This window comes from Herbaspirillum aquaticum, from assembly GCF_002213425.1.
In the GTDB taxonomy this organism is placed as follows: domain Bacteria; phylum Pseudomonadota; class Gammaproteobacteria; order Burkholderiales; family Burkholderiaceae_D; genus Herbaspirillum; species Herbaspirillum aquaticum.
Genome location: NZ_NJGV01000011.1, coordinates 37,387 through 54,113, shown reverse-complemented (window position 1 = coordinate 54,113; position 16,727 = coordinate 37,387). Strand labels below are relative to the sequence as shown.

Below are 16,727 nucleotides of genomic sequence, written 5' to 3'. Positions count from 1 at the left end.
TTCAGTTGACCAGCTCGCGCTTCAATTCGGAGATGAGGGCGGGGTGCAGCGAGCCTGCACACAGGAAGGCCGGCCACTGCCCCTTGACCAGATCCATCTCGCGCTCGTCGCGGCACAGCAGGATCACCGGCACGTCGGCCAGTTGCGCCTGCGCCTTGAGGTAATGCGCCAGGCGCAGGCCGCTCATGCCTTCCATGGCCAGTTGCGCCAGCACCACGTCAGGGCGGTCCAGGGCAATGTGCTCGATGGCGTCGTTGCCGCTGCTGGCGATCTGGATGTCGATGTCGTTGATGGCCAGCCATTCCGTCAGCGCGCGGCTGACTTCCGGCTGGGTGGTGGCGATCAGGGCGGTCTTGTGCATGATTGGGCTCGCGCGAAGTCATGGGGCAAGCTCATCATGCGCTGGCGGCAACATGGCCGCCATCGGGGTTTTCCTGAGGCAACTGTCGCCTGCGCATGCAGGGGTAGCGTGGGGCGATGCCTGCAGACAAGATCAGGTGTTGACGATCTCCCCGCCATTGGGATGCAGTACCTGCCCGGTCATGTAGGAGGCGCCTTCGGTGGCGAGAAAGACATAGGCCGGCGCCACCTCATCTGGCTGGCCGGGCCGCCCCAGCGGTACGTTCTTGCCGAAGCTGGCCACTTCTTCCTCACTGAAGCTGGCGGGAATCAAGGGTGTCCAGATCGGCCCCGGTGCCACCGCATTGACGTGGATGCCGGCCGGGGCCAGCTGCTGTGACAGTGAGCGCGTGAAGGCCACGATGGCCCCCTTGGTGGCCGCGTAGTCCACCAGGTGCTTGCTGCCGCGATAAGCGGTCACCGAGGTGGTGTTGATGATGCGCGCGCCACGCGTGAGGAAGGGCATGGCTTCCTTGACCAGGTAGAACATCGAGAAGATGTTGGTGCGGAAGGTGTGCTCCAGCTGCTCGGCCGAGATCTGTTCGATGCTCTGTGCCGGGTACTGCTGGGCCGCATTGTTGACCAGCACGTCCAGGCGGCCGTAGGCATCCATCACGGCGCGCACGGCGCTGCGGCAGAAATCGGGCGAACCGACGTCGCCGGGGATCAGCAGGCAGGGCGCATCCATGGCCTGGATATCCTTTTGGGTCTGGCGGGCGTCTTCCTCCTCATCCAGATAGACGATGGCCAGTCTCGCCCCTTCGCGCGCGTAGGCCAGCGCCACGGCGCGGCCGATGCCGCTGTCGCCACCCGTGATGAGCGCGACCTTGCCCGCCAGCCGTCGCCCGGGTTCGCCGGCCGGTGCGCTGTGCGGGCGCGGCTGCATCTCCTGTTCGCTGCCCGGTTGATGGGTTTGGTGCTGGGGCGGAAGGCCTTCGGGTCTGGTTTCGCTCATGCTGTCCTCCTTGTATGGATTACTTATAGTAAAAAGTCCATACGAACCGGTCTGTAGTCCCGCACCGTGAGTTGGGTGCGGTCGCGCACTGACGGTGATGACGGAGAGGCTGAAGATGAGGTCATCGCATATTGTTATGCACAGCGGTTCGTTGACGGCAGTGGTGTGCGCACACACACTGTCAGGCCCATGGAAAGCGCTGCAAATGATTTATAGTCGTGCTTTGAACCGGCGCAGCCCGGTCGCGGCAGGCCGCAACATCCGTTTTAGGGCCTGTTCACATTAAATCTGCGAGATGCGTTGCCCCCAGAAGGCGTGGTGGCAAGGCGCGCGTCAGGGCTGGTGGTGGTGCCACCAGCCCTGACGTGCAACGCGGCCAGCGCGCCTTCTGGGGGCAACCCTCCGGGAGAGGCCGCCAAGCGTCGCCTGCCGTTGTTGCAGCTCCTTGCCGTGGCACCACCACGGCGCGTCGCCGCGCCTAGGCAGACAACGCTTGGCGACCTCTCGCACTCGCAGATTTAATGTGAACAGGCCCTAGAGAAAGGGAGACATGTCAACACCCCATCCAGCTGGCAAGCAGCTCTGGCGCTTGCGCGAATTCGTGACCGGGTTTGCCGGCCTGCTCGATGCGCGTGCCGACCAGGCTGCGATCCTGCACGGCGGCGCCGCCTTGCTGCGCCAACTGGTCGCCCATGATGACTGGCTGCCCGATGCCTATGCCCAGCCGCATCCCGAGCGTTACCAGCAATTCCTGCTGCATGCCGATTCGGCGCAGCGCTTCTCGGTGGTGAGCTTTGTATGGGGACCTGGACAGCGCACCCCCATACATGACCACACGGTCTGGGGCTTGATCGGCGTGCTGCGCGGTGCCGAGCATGCGCAATCCTTTGCCTGGGAACACCAGCAACTGCAGCCCGCAGGCGAACGCACGCTCCTGCAGGCGGGGCAGGTGGAGGCGGTGTCGCCGGACCTGCCCTCCCTGCACGATGTGCACCAGGTCAGCAATGCGCATGCCGACCAGGTGTCCGTCAGCATCCACGTCTATGGCGCCAACATCGGCGCGGTGCGGCGTTCGGTCTACCATCCCGATGGTCGGCGGGTGCCGTTCATCTCGGGATATTCCAATTCCACCTTGCCCAACATCTGGGACCTGTCCATCGAAACTGCCACCCCATGAGTCAAGAACACGCTACTGCCGTCCTGCCCGTCGTGAGTTATGCCGAAGTGCGCGCCGCCTTGCTGGCGCGCGAGGAAATCGCCCTGCTCGACGTGCGCGAGGAAGCGCCGCATGCGCAATCCCATCCGCTGTTCGCAGCCAATTTCCCGTTCTCGCATCTGGAGTTGAATGCCTTTGCACGCCTGCCGCGCCGCGATGTGCGCATCGTCACGCTCGACGACGGCGAAGGCCTGGCCGTGCGCGCCGCGCTGCGCCTGCGTGCGCTCGGTTATAGTCACGTCGGCGTGCTGGCTGGCGGCGTGCGGGGCTGGAGGGAAGCAGGAGGCGAACTGTTCCAGGATGTGAACGTACCCAGCAAGGCCTTTGGCGAACTGGTCGAATCGAAGCGGCATACCCCCTCGCTGGCGGCCGAAGAGGTCCAGGCCCTGCTCGACAGCGGCGAGGATGTGGTGGTGGTCGATGCGCGCCGCTTCGACGAATACCAGAACATGAACATTCCCGGTTCCATCAGCGTGCCCGGTGCGGAACTGGTGCTGCGCCTGCCTGCCATTGCCCCCGATCCGAAGACGCGTGTGATCGTCAACTGTGCAGGCCGCACGCGCAGCATCATCGGTACGCAGTCGCTGGTCAATGCAGGGCTGCCCAATCCGGTCCATGCATTGCGCAATGGCACCATCGGCTGGACCCTGGCAGGGCAGGCGCTGGAACACGGTCAGGCGCGCCGCTTCCCGGAAACGGTCGAGGCCAGCCAGCGTGAACAGGCGCGTCGGCAGGCGCGCAGCGTCGCTGACCGGGCGGGCGTCAAGCGCATTGCGCTGGCACGCTTGGGCGACCTGGCGCAACCGGACCGCACCGTCTATCGCTTCGATGTACGGACGCCCGAGCAATACCGATCCGGACATCTGCCGGATTTCCTGTCCGCGCCCGGCGGGCAGCTGGTGCAGGAAACCGAGATGAATGCCCCCGTGCGCGGTGCGCGCATCGTGCTGGTCGATGACGATGGCGTGCGCGCTGACATGACTGCCTCATGGCTGGCGCAGATGGCGTGGGAAGTCCATGTGGTCGACGGCGTGACGGCGGCCGATTTCACGGTCAGCGGCGACGCCCCGCGCGACTTGCCGGAGGTGGCACTGCGGCCTGAGCAGCGCATCAGCGCGCAGCAGCTGCAGCGCTGGCTGGAGGCCGATGACGGTACGGTGGTGCTGGATGTGGCCCTGAGCGCGCGTTATGTGGCCGGACATGTTCCGGGGGCCTGGTTCGTGCTGCGCTCGGAGATTGCGGCAGCAGCGCGCCGCTTCCCCTCGGCCACGCGCTTCGTGATCACTTGCGGCAGCGCCTTGCTGGCGCAGTTTGCAGTACCGGATTTGCAGGCGCTGGTGAGCCAGCCGGTGTTCTTGCTCGAAGGCGGCAACGCAGCCTGGTCACAGGCCGGCCTGCCGCTGGAGAAAGGCGAGGCCCATCTGCTCTCGCCGCGTATCGACCGTTATCGCCGTCCCTATGAAGGTACCGACAATCCGGCCAGCGCGATGCAGGCTTATCTCGATTGGGAATTCGGATTGGTGGAACAGCTGGGGCGGGATGGGACGCATGGGTTCTTCGTGATTTGACAAGACGACCCGTGTCGTGCAATTGGTTGACTGTCGCTTAACAGCGTCACATTGCTGTCACAGGAATGAAATATGATCCGCGGTCTATCCAAAAATCACGACGCGGGCGAGCACGGTGGAAAGTCATTTCAGTCTGACTCCGGCGACAGGGAGCAAGTTGTTCCAACCGACAGCGGGAGCGCTGGCGGTCCAGGTGCCGGTGGTCCAGTTCGATGAGAACAATGCTACCGTCCTGGAGATCTTCGGCCAGCACAAGGAGCTGGTGAGCCTGCCCGTGGTGGAGCGGCAGCGGCCCATCGGGCTCATCAGCCGCCACATCTTCATGTCCCAGATGTCCAAGCCGTATCACCGCGAGCTCTACGAGCGCAAGAGCTGCATCGCGTTCATGGACAAGGACCCCCTCATCGTCGAAGCCGATACCCCCATCGAAACCCTGGGCGCGCTGGCCGTGGCCTCGGGCGACAAGACCCTGGCCGATGGTTTCATCATCGTCGATCAGGGCCAGCTGGCCGGGCTCGGTGCGGGACTGGCCTTGATGCGTGAACTGGTGGCGATGCAGGAAGAGAAGAACCGCCAGGTCATGCAAAGCATCGACTACGCCAGCGTGATCCAGCGCGCCATGTTGAGCGCCTCGCGCGCGGCCATGACCGAGGCGCTGGACGATGCCTGCCTGGTCTGGGAACCGCGCGACGTGGTCGGCGGCGACTTCTATCATTTCGAAGCGCATCCCGGTGGCTGGTTTGCTGCGGTCGCAGACTGCACCGGCCATGGCGTGCCGGGCGCGTTCCTGACCCTGATCGCTTCCTCGGCGTTGAAGCAGGCGCTGGAACTGCACGGCCCGCACGATCCGGCGCGCCTCATGCGCGACGTCAACCGCAGCATGAAGCGCGTGCTGGGGCAGCACGGCCAGTCCGGCAAGCCCTCCGAATCGGACGATGGCATGGATGCCTGCTTCTTCTGGTTCGACCGCGCCACCCGTACCCTCACCAGCAGCAGCGCCAAGATGCCGCTGTTCCTGCTGGTGGCCGATGGCACCGAGGTACTGACCATCGAAGGCAAGCGCGTCGGCCTGGGCTACGTCGATACGCCCGACGACATGCAGTGGGACAACCACAGCCAGCACCTGGCACCGGGGGCCATGATCTTCGTCTGTACCGATGGCGTGATCGACCAGATCGGCGGCCCCAAGCACATCGCCTTCGGCAAGCAGCGCCTGCGCCGCACCCTGCTGGAGCACGGCAAGCTGGCCATGCCTGAGCTGGGCCGCGTGGTCATGGACATCCATGCGCATTACCAGGGCACGCAGCGGCGGCGTGACGACATCTGCTTCTTCGGCGTCCGCCTGGACGCCGCCCATCAAGATTCTCAACACGGAACACAGGCATGAACAGCATCCAGCAGGAGTGGGCGGAGTTCCACAGCTATGTCGCACGGCGCGATATCGTCTTCTACTACGTCGGCTATTTTTCCCAAACCATCATCGCCGCCATGGCCGAGGCCGTGAAGCTGCGCGCCGAGCACACCGGCGCGCTGGCGCAGACCCGACGCAAGTTGTTCTCTTCCTTCATCGAGATGGCGCAGAACATCGTGCACTATTCGGCAGACCTGCACGAGAAGGAAGGAAAAGTCACAGAGCCGCCGATGCGTCACGGTGCGGTCTACATCACCCAGACCGATGGCCGCTACTTCCTGCATTGCGCCAACCCGGTCGACACCGAGATGGCCGACAAGCTGCGCGAAAAACTGGAACACCTGCGCTCGCTGACCAACGACGAAATCAAGGCCGCCTACAAGGAAATGCTGCGTGCCGAAACACCGGCCGACAGCAAGGGTGCGGGCCTGGGTTTCCTGACGGTGGCGCGCGATGCCAGTGCGCCGCTGGACTTCGAATTCTCCCGGCCCGCCGACGATGGCGCGCAGACCTTCTATCTCCGGGCCACCATCTGAGGGCCCGCTGCCTCTGACACACGACATCATGGACAATCTATTCATCGCCGCCAGCGCCAGCTCTCCCGAAGTGGACTTCCGCTTCGACCAGCGCACGCTTTCGCTGAAGGGCGAATCCTATCCCGAGAATGCCGCCCAGTTCTGGGGCGAGATCATCACCACCTTGCGCCGCTTCCTGGCCGACGATGAGCAGGGCAGCACGATTACCGTCAACGTGGCGCTGGCCTACTTCAACAGCTCCAGCACCAAGATGCTGTTCTCGCTTTTCGACGCCCTGAACGAAAAGGCCGAAAGCGGCACCGAAGTGGTCCTGAACTGGTACCACGACGAGGAAGACGACACCATCTTCGAATTCGGCCAGGAGCTTCAGGAAGATTTCTCCGCGCTGGTCTTCCACGATCACGCGGTCCAGAGCTGATGGACGGCGGCGACCTTTTTGCGGCCGAAGCCGAAGCCCTGCATCGCGCCACAGCGGTGCTGGCCGATCCTGCCAGCGAGCCCGCCAGCCATCGTGCGGCGCTGGAAGAACTGGTGCAGCACTATGGCCAGCTGATGCGCCAGAGTCGCCGCCTGATTTCGCGCAGCGACCGCACCGAGCGCGAGCTGAACCTGCTCAATGCACGCCTGACGCAATTGAGCGATGAGCTCGATTACAAGGCGCGCCACGACAATCTTACGGGCGCCCTCAATCGCGGCGCCGTGTTCGAGCAGGCACACCGGATCCTGGAAAATTCGGCGATGTCGCTGATCGTGCTGGACATTGATTTCTTCAAGCGCATCAACGATGAATTCGGCCATCCGGCCGGCGATGCGGTGATCCGTGAACTGGTCGCGCGCCTGCGCACCGGGCTTGCCGGCCAGGGCGTCATCGGCCGCGTAGGTGGCGAAGAATTCACCATCCTGCTGGCCGGCGTGGCGCTGGAGCAGGCGGTGGTTCTGGCCGGCAAGATCCGCCAGGCCATCGCTGGCGAACGCTTCCAGTGCCTGCCGGCTCGTCCGGTCACTTCCAGCTTCGGCGTGGCCTGGGCGGCAGCGGGCACGGATTTCGAAGAAGCCTATGCGCGTGCGGACCAGGCCTTGTACCAGGCCAAGCGCAGCGGACGCAATCGGGTGGAATCGGAGGAGTCGGTCACCGGCTGAGCGCCGGTGGCCGTCATGGATGCAGGGTAGCGCGGGCAGGCAAGCCAGGGGCGGGTTCCTGACCGGCCGGCTTTCTCAGTAACGGGTCATCGCTGCCACCAGCGCGGCCAGCGAGCCAGCATGCATCTTGCGCATGACCTGCTGGCGATGGGCTTTCACGGTGCGTTCGGAGGTGCCCAGTTCGGCGGCGATCTGCTTGTTGAGCCGTCCCTTCACCAATCTTTCCAGCACTTCGCGTTCCCGCCGGGTCAGGGTCTTGAGCCGCTGGTAGTGCTCCTGCCGCTGCTGCATCTGCGGGCCGGATTCGTCGAAGGGCATGAGAGCGCCACGGAAGGCCTCCACCAACTGCTGGCGCAGCATCGGTTGGGGGCCGTGCTCTGCGGTGGATGCCAGCGGGATGTGTTGTCCTTCTTCCTGGAGGCCGCCGTAGCGGGGCGCTTCCGGGGCATTGGCGGCCGCCGCACCGGTGATGACGATCAGGGGACGGCCCAGTTCACGTTCATCGAGCAGCGAGCGCAAGCGCGGGGCATCCAGGTTCTGCATGTGAACTTCCAGCACCAGGCCGCCAGGGGCGTTGCCGTTGGTCTGTTGCAGGAACTGGTCGGCCGAGCGGTGGTGGGCGACGTGGAATCCGGCGGCTTCCAGCAGGCGGACCAGCGGTCCACCGTGGGAATCTTCACCACCGACGATATGAGCGAGATGTGCAGTTGTCATGTTTTTCTTCCTTGACCGATAGGAACGCATCGAACGGGTCTAATGGGCTTCACCGCTCCCTCGCCGGATGAGACTGTTGTAGTTGGCGAGGACATGCGGGAAGAAAAACGCAGTTTTACCGGGATGTCGAAAATAGTCGACGAAGCTCGAAATTCAGGCCGGTGAGTTCAAATTTATTCGGAAATTACCTCGTGATATTTCGAGAGTGTGTCGCAGTGCAATGTGCGATACGGTCGCGGCATGCCCCCACAAGCCCCTCAACGCGGAACGGAACAAGCGGACATTGCGCCTGGGGCCATGTGGCCGAGGCGGTGCGGCGCCGGCATTGCGGCGTTGGGTGGGGCGGTAGTGTCAGCAGGTGCAGTGGCCGGCCGGGCGTATTGCCTGGTCAGGGCAGCGGGGCCGGGGCGGCGGTATCAACCTGGATCCCGCCAACGACCTGGGCGCGTCCCAGGGCTTTGGCCTGGTACAGGTTCTTGTCGGCCAGGGCCACCAGCGCGGCCGGCGTGCTGCTGTGGCCGGGGGCCTGCACCGAGGCCACGCCGATGCTGAGGGTGACGAATTCGCTGGCCTCCGAGCGGGCATGCGGCAGATGCAAGCGGGCCACGGATTCGCAGACGGCCTTGGCCAGCATCACGGCCTGCTCAGGGCCGGCCATGGGCAGGATGCAGGCAAACTCCTCACCGCCATAGCGCGCCACGCAATCGTAGCTGCGGTGGAAATTGCTGCGGATGGCGTGCGCCACGTCGGCCAGGCAGCGGTCGCCGGCCTGGTGGCCATAGTGGTCGTTGTATTTCTTGAAGTAATCGATATCGATCATCAAGAGCGACATGGCCTGGCCGGAACGCTTGCACAGCTCCCACTTCTCGGCCAGCTCGCTGTCGAACTTGCGGCGGTTGAACAGACCCGTGAGCGAATCGGTGACGGCGATATTGCGATAGAAATCGGATTGCAGCTTCAGCGTCAGGTGGGTCAGCACCCGCGCCTTGAGGACCGTGCCGTTGATGGGCTTGCTGATGAAGTCCACCCCGCCCGCATCGAAGCCCTTGACCTCGTCTTCTTCGCTTTGCAGCCCCGTCAGGAAAATCACCGGAATGCCCAGCGTGGCGGTGTTCTGCTTGAGCCGTTCGCAGGTCTCATAGCCGTTCAGGCCGGGCATTTTCACATCCATCAGGATCAGGTCCGGCACCACCTTTTCGCACAGCTCCATGGCCTGCATGCCGCTGGTGGCCATGAAGATCTCGTAGTCCCCTTTGAGCAGGGCATTGGCCAGGCGGATGTTGATGGGCTGATCGTCACACAACAGCACGCGCGGGCGGCTGCCACGCAGCGAAGAGAGTTCTTCCAGGATGCGTTTCAACGGGGTTCTCCGAAATGTTGATCGAGATGCGCCAAGGCTGCCGGAAAATCGAGTCGTTCGATCAGCGCCCACAACTGCTGGTAGCTGGGCTGTTGCAGCAGTCCATGGCGCTTGCCCAGCGCTTCAGCCAGGTCCAGTGCTTCGAGATTGCTCGACAATAACAAGGCCCGCAGTGCTTGCCTATCAGGAAAATCGGAAGCCTCTGCAGTGGCATCGGCCGGCTCCGCGCCAACCGGCGGCGTCGCCGTGCCAGGGGCAGTGGATATCCCCTGCAGCGCCTGTACCGCCAGTTGCTGCAAGACCACACCCGCATCGCGCCGTACCGCGCCCAACTCCTCTTTCCAGGCCGTGGGAATGACATTGGAGCTTGTACTTTGGCCAGCCCGGCACACGCGCTCGATCCCGGCGAAATACCCGGCCAGGCCACTGGCTCCGATGGTGGCACACAAGCCCTTGAGCGCGTGCGCGACCTGTTCGATGCCGCCTTGCGAGGACTGCGCCAGCGCTGCCTCGTAGTCCGCGAAGAGGCGCTGCAGTTCCGGCCCGGCAGCGTCCAGCGTGGTGCGATACACGTCACTGGCCTGGCGGAAGCGGCGCATCAGTTCGGCATGGGTGTCGACCTGCTGGCGATCGGCGGGCTGCTCTTCAACGGGCGTGGTCTCATCCGGCTCCCTCTCCAGCACAGGTGTGCTGCGGTCATGCTGGAGGTGCGACAGCAGTGTCGGCACCAGCGTGCTCACGTCGATGGGCTTGGCGATGTGGCCGGCCATGCCGGCATCGATACAACGGCGACGGTCTTCCGGCGAGGCGTTGGCGGTCATGGCCAGGATGGGGATGTGGCGCAGGTCCGGCTGGCGGCGGATGCGGCGGGTGGCTTCAATGCCGTCGATCCCCGGCATCTGCAGGTCCATCAGGATCAGGTCGAAGCAGCGTTCGGGATCGCTGGCCATGGCCACGCCCGCACTGCCGTTCTCGGCGCAGCTGACCTGCGCGCCGTACAGCGCGAGCAGGCCGGTGGCGACCTGGCGATTGACGGCATTGTCTTCCACCAGCAGGATGCGCACGCCCTCCAGTTCGCGTGCAGTCTCGCCGGCGGGCGGATGGTCGGCCGGCGTGGGCTGGTCCGCCGCGCGCGCCTGCGAGAGCGGCGTGGGGTCATCGATCTCCATGGACAGGTCGAACCAGAAGCGGCTGCCGCGTCCCGGTTCGCTGCTCACCTGCAGCTGTCCGCCCATGAGCTCTACCAGATGGCGGCTGATGGCCAGTCCCAGTCCGGTGCCGCCGTAGCGGCGGGTGGTGGAGGCTTCGGCCTGGGTAAAGGCATCGAAGATGTCCTGCAGGCGTTCCGGAGCAATGCCGATGCCGGTGTCGCTGACTTCTATTCGCAGCATCACTTGCCGGGCATTGTCCCCCGCCAGGCGCCGCAGGGCCACGTCGACGCGCCCCAGGTGCGTGAACTTGAGGGCGTTGCTGATCAGGTTCACCAGCACTTGCTGGAGGCGATAGACATCGCCCACCACGCGTTGCGGCAGGTCGCCATCCAGCACGATATCCAGGCTCACGCCCTCCTGCGGCGGGTTGCCGGCCAGGATCGCCGCCAGGTCGCTGCGGAAATGCTCCAGCGAGAACGGCTGCAGATCCAGGTGCACCTGCCGGGCATCCATCTTGGAGAAATCCAGCAGGTCATTGAGCAGGTTGAGCAGGGACTTGGCCGATATCTCGGCCTTGTTCAGGTAGTCTCGCTGGGCCGGCTGCGGTTGCGTTCTCTGCAGCAGCTGGATCATGCCCAGCACGCCATTCATCGGGGTGCGGATCTCGTGGCTGACGCTGGCCAGGAACATGCTCTTGGCGGAGTTGGCCTGTTCGGCCTTGAGGCGCGCTTCGACCAGGTTGTTTTCAAATTCGATGCGCTGGGTGATGTCCAGGTTGATACCGATCACACGCACCGGCACACCCATGCCGTTGCGGTCGACGTGGGCGCGTGCCTGCACGAAGCGGATGCTGCCGTCGGCGCGCACCACGCGAAACACCGGTTCGAACTCCCCGGTGCCGGCCAGCGCAGCCTGCAGGGCCGATTCCACATAGCCGACATCGTCCGGATGCACGCGCCTGCGCCAGCCTTCATAGGTGGTGACCTGGCCGCTGCTGCCATCGCCGATGCCGTAGATCTCGGCGATCTGGCGGTTGAATTCGAACGTGTCGCCGGCACGATCCCAGACCCACACGCCCAGCTTGGCCACTTCGGCGGCCAGCATGAGCTGGTCGCGAGCCGCCGCCAGCTCGGCTTCCTGCTGGCGCTGCAGGCTCATGTCCACGGCAATGTAGAGGTCGCCCAGGTGGCGCTGGCGGTGATCCAGCATGGACGTCTGCTGACGGGTGACCGGCAGCGTCACGCCATCCTTGCGGCGGTAGCGCAGGTCGCTCACGGCCTTCTCTTCCAGCGCCGCCTGGGCGCGGATGGCGGGATTGTTGAGGCGGCCCGAGAAGGCCTCTTCCTTCATCTGCCCGATCACTTCCTCGGCGCGATAGCCCAGCATCCGTTCGGCACCGCGATTGAACAGCGTGATCATGCCATCCGGTGCGGTGGCGATGATGGCCACGCCGGTGGCCGAACTGAGCACGTTGTTGAGCAGGGCATTGGCTTGCTGCACCTGGTCCAGCAGCGACTGGTTCTGTGCCAGTGCATCGCTGAGCTGGTTGCGGTTGTGGGTGATTTCGGTGACGTCGTGGGCCACCACATAGAAGCCGATCACCTCGCCTTCCTCGGTGATGTCGGGGATGTAGGTGGTCAGGACGTGCTTGTAACCGTTGACGGCATCGGTGAACGTCCGCTCGAAGGTCTGCTTCTCGCCGGCCAGCACGGCATCGATATGCGGCAAGGCCGATTCGAACAGCTCGTAGCCGACCAGGTCGGGCATGTACATGCCCGTGATCTCGCCGGGGCCGCGCCCGAAGACGCGTTCGTAGGAGGCATTGGCGAAGCGGTTGATGAGATGCTTGTCCCAGTAGCCGACCAGCGAGGGCATCACGTTGAGCACGGTCTGCAGCATGGTCTTGGCCTGGTGCAGCGCATCGGTGCGCTGTTGCACGGTCAGCTCCAGTTCCTCGTTGATGCGGTGCAGTTCACGTTCGATGCGTTTTTCGCGGGTCACATCGCGCAGCATGAAGGCTTTGCCGATCTGTTTTCCGCTCCTGTCGCGCAAGGGGAACAGCAGTGCCGAGGCATAGCCCACGGCTTCGCCCGGCAGGCTGATCACGTGTGGCGACTCGTGCCGCTCAGCGGCGGCGCCCAGGCCGGGTTGCGGTTGCAGCCCGCTGCGGCGCTGGTCCAGATCGTGCAATGCCGCGTGCGTGGACAGGGGCGTGCCCAGCGCCATGGATTCGGGTACCCGCAAGGTGTCGGTAGCGCCCTTGTTCCAGGAAGTGATGCGGCCCTGGGCGTCGGTGGTCACGATGGCATCCGGTGAGCTGTCCACTACGGCGGCCAGCAGCGCACGTGCTTCCTGCAGCTTGCCTTCGCGAGTGGAGAAACTATGGTAGGCCAGGGCGATGGCCACGATCAGCATGACCAGCGTCGCGCACGAGAGCAGCATGGCGCGGTCGCTGACGAACTGGTGCGCATAGGTGTATTCGGGCGCCGCCCGCACGACCAGTTTCCAGGCCCGTCCGTAGAGGGGCACCGCAGTGTCCAGGCTGACGGCGTCATTGAGCTGGTCAAAGCCGTCGCTGCGGAACAGTTCGACGGCGGGTTCGCCAGTGGCCACGTCCTCCACCCGGATCTCCAGCGAATGCATGCTCCAGCGCCGGTTCAGTTCGGAGAGGATGTCATGCACCGACAAGGGGGCATAGGCCCAGCCGATGATCTTCTCCTGGCGCTGTTCCATGGTCGGCGGGGTGAACGAGCCGGCATAGATGGGCAGCAGGAACAGGTAGCCGTTGGCGGTATTGCCTTGCCTTTGCACCAGCCTGATCGGCGTGGTCAGTTCGGCGCGGCCGGTGAGCATGGCGTGGTCGGCCGCCGAGCGGCGCTGCGGCGAGGAGGCGATGTCCAGTCCCAGCGCCTGGCGGTTGGGCCCGATGGGCTCGATGTATTCGATGACGTAGCGCTCGCCGGGATTGCTGGTCATCTCGGTAATGTTGGAGAAGAGGAAGTGATCCTCCCGCATCTTCTTTTCATAGGCCGCGCGTTCGGCCTGGGAGACGTAGCGGATGAAACCGAAGCCACCGGCCCAGGGGAACTCCTGGGTCAGGTCGCGGCTGTCCACGTAGCGCAGCAGCTTTTCCCGGTTCAGGTCGTTGGCCCCGATGGCCAGGATGGCGCCTCGGGTGCCACGCAGTCCATGTTCATAGCGGCGCAGCAGGGATTCGATATCGTCGCGAATCCAGCGGCTGTCCCGCGACAGGCTGTCGTGCACCTCCCTCTGGTTCAGCTGGGACAGGCCGGCGACGCCGGCCAGCAGCAGACTCAAGGCGATCAGCAGGAAAAGTCCGGTATTTCTGGTGATTCTGGTCATGGTTTTCCATTTTTCTTGTGAAACTGCATCGCGTCCCCCAACGCGAACAGGCGCCATGCGCCTGAACGTCTTGCTGATTGCACCAGCCTCACGGCGCGTCGGCAATCGGGAAATTCCCGGGTGCACCCGCCAGCTGGCAGGCTTGCTTCGACGCCTGGGTGTTGCTGTACGAATGCTGATGCGTCAATGCAACAGGATCCTGGCCTTCAGCGGCATTTCATCGATCTCTTCAAAGCGCCGCAACCGCGCCAGGATGGCTTCGTCCAGCACGTGTTCCTTGTTCAGCAGCAACACGCCGGACCGGGTGCGCAGATCCTCGGCCAGCTTCATGCCCACGCGCAGGTCTTGCGGCGCCAGCAGGCGGGTCTGCTGTTCGAGTGCCAGCCGTTGTTCTTCCATCATGGCGATGAAGGTGTTGACTATCACCGGGTCATAGCGATGGCCGGCGTGCGTGCGCAGCATGGACAGGGCTTTTTCGGGACTCACGTTGTGGCTGGTGATGCCGCCATTGCACAGGCCCTCGAAGTCGCGCACCACGGCCAGGATGCGCGAGCCCATCGGGATGGCGTCGCCCGAGAGGCTTTCCGGCACGCCACGGCCGTCATAGCGCTCGTGCTGGTGGCGGATGATCTCGCCGGTCTCGGCCAGGGTCGGGATGGGCGTGAGCAGCATCTGGCCCTTCACCGGGTGCCACAGGAAACGCTGCAGTTCCTCGCTGCTCATCTTTTCGATGGGTTTCCTGACCAGTTCATCGGAGAGATCCAGCTTGCCGATGCCGTGCAGCATGCCGGCCATCATGGTGTCCTTGGCGTGGTGGCTGTTCATGCCCATGCGCAGCGCCAGCTGTTCGCACCAGCGCGCGATGCGGGCTGACTGGCCATTGGCCAGGCCGGCGCGCAGTTCACTGATGTCGGAGAACACGTGCAGCATCGAGAGGAAGGCCTTCTGTTCCTCTTCCTGGGCGTTCTCCAGGAACAGGACCGTCTGCCGCAGCTCTTCCGTGCGGGCTTGCACCTGGCGTTCCAGCTGGCGGTTGAAATCGGCCAGTTGCAGGTTCTGTTCGCGTACCTTGCGTTCCAGTGACATCTTCTGCTTGCGCAGCTGCTGTTCCTCCAGCGCGTGGGCTACGATCATGAGCAGCTCGCGGTCTTCCCAGGGCTTGGAGAGGTAATGGTGGATGCCGCCATCGTTGATGGCCGAGATGGTGCTGCCGATCTCGGAGTAGCCGGTCAGCAGGATGCGCATGGTGGCCGGCCATTGCTGCTTGACCTGGGCCAGGAACTGGGCGCCGTTCATGCCGGGCATGCGCATGTCGGAGATCACCAGGTCGACCTCGGCGCTGGCCAGGATATCGAGCCCGGCTTCGGCGCTGGTGGCCGTGAGCAGGCGGTAGCCCTGCGGCCGGAAGGTGCGTTTGAGTGCCGACAGGATGCTCTGTTCATCATCGACCAGCAGCACGCAGGGCGGCGGCAGGGCGAACGGGTCGGCTTGTTGCAGGGTCTGGAGTTCCTGGCTCTGGATGGCGGTCATGATGCGTCTCCTGGTTCGTCCGATGCTGTGCTCGGTGGCTGGGCGCTGGCGGGATCGATGGGCAGTTCGATCCGGAAGGTGGTGCCTTTGCCCATTTCACTGCTGACATGAATATCGCCGCCATGCTTCTTGATGATGCCGTAGGACAGCGACAATCCAAGCCCGGTCCCGCTGCCGACCGGCTTGGTGGTGAAGAAAGGTTCGAAGATGCGGTTGATGTGTTCCGGCGCGATGCCGTGTCCGGTATCGCTGATGGAGACGGCCACGCGCTGGCCGCAGCGTTCGGTGCGGATGGTCACGCTGCCGCGTTCCTGGATGGCCTGGGCCGCATTGACCAGCAGGTTCATGAAGACCTGGTTCAGTTCCGACGCCAGGCACTTGATCATGGGCAGCTCGCCATATTGCTTGATGATGGTGACCTTGTACTTCAGTTCGTTGTTGGCGATGTTGAGGGTACTGTCCAGGCCGCGATGCAGGTCGGCCATCTGCCAGTTGCTTTCGCCGGTACGGGAGAAATCCTTCAGGGACTGCACGATGTTCTTGACGCGTTGCAAGCCCTCGTTGGATTCAGCCAGCAGTTCGGTGACGTCTTCGCTCAGGAACTGCAGGTCGGCCCGTTCCTCGAAGGCCTGCATCTCCGACTGCGCCACGCTGGAAGGCAGGCTGCCGTTGGTGACGCACTGGTACAGCTTGATGCCTTCCAGCAGCGTGGCCACGTAGTTGCCCAAGGTGTTGAGGTTGGCGTTGACGAAGCCGATCGGATTGTTGATCTCATGCGCCACCCCGGCGGCCAGCTGCCCGATGGAGGCCAGCTTCTCGGACTGCATCAGCTGGGCCTGGGCCATCTTGAGCTGTTCGATCAAAGCGCTCTGCTCCTCGGCCTGGCGCTGCAGGGTGTCTTCCATCTGCTTGCGGCCGGTGATGTCGGTCATGAGACCGATCACTTCCAGCGGTGTCCCCTCGGCATCGCGAATCAGGCGCAGGGTGTCGTGCATCCACAGGTAGCTGCCGTCGTGGGTGCGGAAACGGTATTCGTAGATCTTCTGGTCCTCCACGAACAGCATGGCCAGGCTGGAGAAGATCGCTGCCGTGTCGTCGGGGTGGATGTGGTTGAACCAGAAGTTGGGATCGTCCAGCATTTCCCAGGGCTCGTAACCCAGCACGCGGGAGGCGTTTTCGCTCACGAAGGTGAGCTGGAAATCGCCCGAGGGCACGCTGCTGTAGATGATGGCAGGGGTATTGCCGATGATGTGGCGATACCGTGCGTTGGCCTTGACCAGCGCCCGGGTGTCGGGCGCGTCATCGGCATGGGTGCGTTGGCTGGCGCACTCGTTGGCCATCAATGCTTCGCTGTGTCCCATGTTCGCCTCCTCAGCGATGGCTC

At 64.0% G+C, this 16,727-nt stretch carries 13 protein-coding genes; 6 read left to right on the top strand and 7 right to left on the bottom strand.

The window, feature by feature from the left end:
• Position 1 precedes the first annotated feature (1 nt).
• Both CEJ45_RS13565 and CEJ45_RS13560 read right to left on the bottom strand, forming a co-directional pair.
• On the bottom strand, positions 2-361 hold the full coding sequence (locus CEJ45_RS13565; RefSeq protein WP_088755626.1) for a response regulator: 360 nt from the start codon (positions 359-361) through the stop codon (positions 2-4).
• Between the two features lie 132 nt (positions 362-493).
• A complete protein-coding gene (locus CEJ45_RS13560; protein ID WP_088755625.1) occupies positions 494-1,354 on the bottom strand; it encodes an SDR family oxidoreductase in 861 nt (286 codons plus the stop codon).
• Positions 1,355-1,904: 550 nt separating this feature from the next.
• On the opposite strand from CEJ45_RS13560, the gene CEJ45_RS13555 reads away from it, so the two are divergent.
• The 6 genes from CEJ45_RS13555 to CEJ45_RS13530 all read left to right on the top strand — a co-directional run bounded on the left by CEJ45_RS13555 (position 1,905) and on the right by CEJ45_RS13530 (position 7,225).
• Positions 1,905-2,531, top strand: coding sequence for a cysteine dioxygenase family protein (locus CEJ45_RS13555; protein ID WP_088755624.1), 627 nt, complete (start codon positions 1,905-1,907; stop codon positions 2,529-2,531).
• Positions 2,528-4,138 (top strand): rhodanese homology domain-containing protein, encoded by a 1,611-nt coding sequence (locus CEJ45_RS13550; protein ID WP_088755623.1) that lies wholly within the window; start codon positions 2,528-2,530, stop codon positions 4,136-4,138. The genes CEJ45_RS13555 and CEJ45_RS13550 overlap by 4 nt, the downstream gene beginning before the upstream one ends.
• 115 nt (positions 4,139-4,253) lie before the next feature.
• Positions 4,254-5,525, top strand: a complete 1,272-nt coding sequence (locus CEJ45_RS13545; RefSeq protein WP_088755622.1) for a PP2C family protein-serine/threonine phosphatase — start codon at positions 4,254-4,256, stop codon at positions 5,523-5,525.
• A complete protein-coding gene (locus CEJ45_RS13540) occupies positions 5,522-6,085 on the top strand; it encodes a SiaB family protein kinase (protein WP_088755621.1) in 564 nt (187 codons plus the stop codon). The genes CEJ45_RS13545 and CEJ45_RS13540 overlap by 4 nt, the downstream gene beginning before the upstream one ends.
• A gap of 28 nt (positions 6,086-6,113) precedes the next feature.
• On the top strand, positions 6,114-6,503 hold the full coding sequence (locus tag CEJ45_RS13535; protein WP_088755620.1) for a DUF1987 domain-containing protein: 390 nt from the start codon (positions 6,114-6,116) through the stop codon (positions 6,501-6,503).
• Positions 6,503-7,225, top strand: a complete 723-nt coding sequence (locus CEJ45_RS13530) for a GGDEF domain-containing protein (protein ID WP_088755619.1) — start codon at positions 6,503-6,505, stop codon at positions 7,223-7,225. Before CEJ45_RS13535 ends, CEJ45_RS13530 begins: the two co-directional genes overlap by 1 nt.
• Positions 7,226-7,300: 75 nt before the next feature.
• Here CEJ45_RS13530 and CEJ45_RS13525 read toward each other — a convergent pair whose 3' ends face one another.
• From CEJ45_RS13525 to CEJ45_RS13505, 5 genes are all read right to left on the bottom strand, one after another.
• Entirely contained in the window at positions 7,301-7,939 is a 639-nt protein-coding gene (locus tag CEJ45_RS13525) for a response regulator transcription factor (RefSeq protein ID WP_088755618.1), read from the bottom strand.
• A gap of 388 nt (positions 7,940-8,327) precedes the next feature.
• Complete coding sequence (locus tag CEJ45_RS13520) at positions 8,328-9,299, bottom strand: diguanylate cyclase (RefSeq protein ID WP_088755617.1); 972 nt, start codon at positions 9,297-9,299, stop codon at positions 8,328-8,330.
• On the bottom strand, positions 9,296-13,813 hold the full coding sequence (locus CEJ45_RS13515; protein WP_088755616.1) for a CHASE domain-containing protein: 4,518 nt from the start codon (positions 13,811-13,813) through the stop codon (positions 9,296-9,298). The genes CEJ45_RS13520 and CEJ45_RS13515 overlap by 4 nt, the downstream gene beginning before the upstream one ends.
• Positions 13,814-13,996: 183 nt before the next feature.
• A complete protein-coding gene (nosR, locus tag CEJ45_RS13510; protein ID WP_088755615.1) occupies positions 13,997-15,343 on the bottom strand; it encodes a response regulator c-di-GMP phosphodiesterase, NosR family in 1,347 nt (448 codons plus the stop codon).
• Entirely contained in the window at positions 15,340-16,704 is a 1,365-nt protein-coding gene (locus CEJ45_RS13505; protein WP_187697678.1) for an ATP-binding protein, read from the bottom strand. Before CEJ45_RS13505 ends, nosR begins: the two co-directional genes overlap by 4 nt.
• Positions 16,705-16,727: the final 23 nt, after the last annotated feature.

What these genes read in the sequence shown, in the direction of transcription:
- CEJ45_RS13515 (WP_088755616.1), bottom strand. Translation starts at nt 13,813, where the DNA reads ATGACCAGAATCACCAGAAATACCGGACTTTTCCTGCTGATCGCCTTG.
- CEJ45_RS13530 (WP_088755619.1), top strand. Translation starts at nt 6,503, where the DNA reads ATGGACGGCGGCGACCTTTTTGCGGCCGAAGCCGAAGCCCTGCATCGC.
- CEJ45_RS13550 (WP_088755623.1), top strand. Translation starts at nt 2,528, where the DNA reads ATGAGTCAAGAACACGCTACTGCCGTCCTGCCCGTCGTGAGTTATGCC.
- CEJ45_RS13540 (WP_088755621.1), top strand. Translation starts at nt 5,522, where the DNA reads ATGAACAGCATCCAGCAGGAGTGGGCGGAGTTCCACAGCTATGTCGCA.
- CEJ45_RS13535 (WP_088755620.1), top strand. Translation starts at nt 6,114, where the DNA reads ATGGACAATCTATTCATCGCCGCCAGCGCCAGCTCTCCCGAAGTGGAC.
- CEJ45_RS13560 (WP_088755625.1), bottom strand. Translation starts at nt 1,354, where the DNA reads ATGAGCGAAACCAGACCCGAAGGCCTTCCGCCCCAGCACCAAACCCAT.
- CEJ45_RS13505 (WP_187697678.1), bottom strand. Translation starts at nt 16,704, where the DNA reads ATGGGACACAGCGAAGCATTGATGGCCAACGAGTGCGCCAGCCAACGC.
- CEJ45_RS13565 (WP_088755626.1), bottom strand. Translation starts at nt 361, where the DNA reads ATGCACAAGACCGCCCTGATCGCCACCACCCAGCCGGAAGTCAGCCGC.
- nosR (WP_088755615.1), bottom strand. Translation starts at nt 15,343, where the DNA reads ATGACCGCCATCCAGAGCCAGGAACTCCAGACCCTGCAACAAGCCGAC.
- CEJ45_RS13555 (WP_088755624.1), top strand. Translation starts at nt 1,905, where the DNA reads ATGTCAACACCCCATCCAGCTGGCAAGCAGCTCTGGCGCTTGCGCGAA.
- CEJ45_RS13525 (WP_088755618.1), bottom strand. Translation starts at nt 7,939, where the DNA reads ATGACAACTGCACATCTCGCTCATATCGTCGGTGGTGAAGATTCCCAC.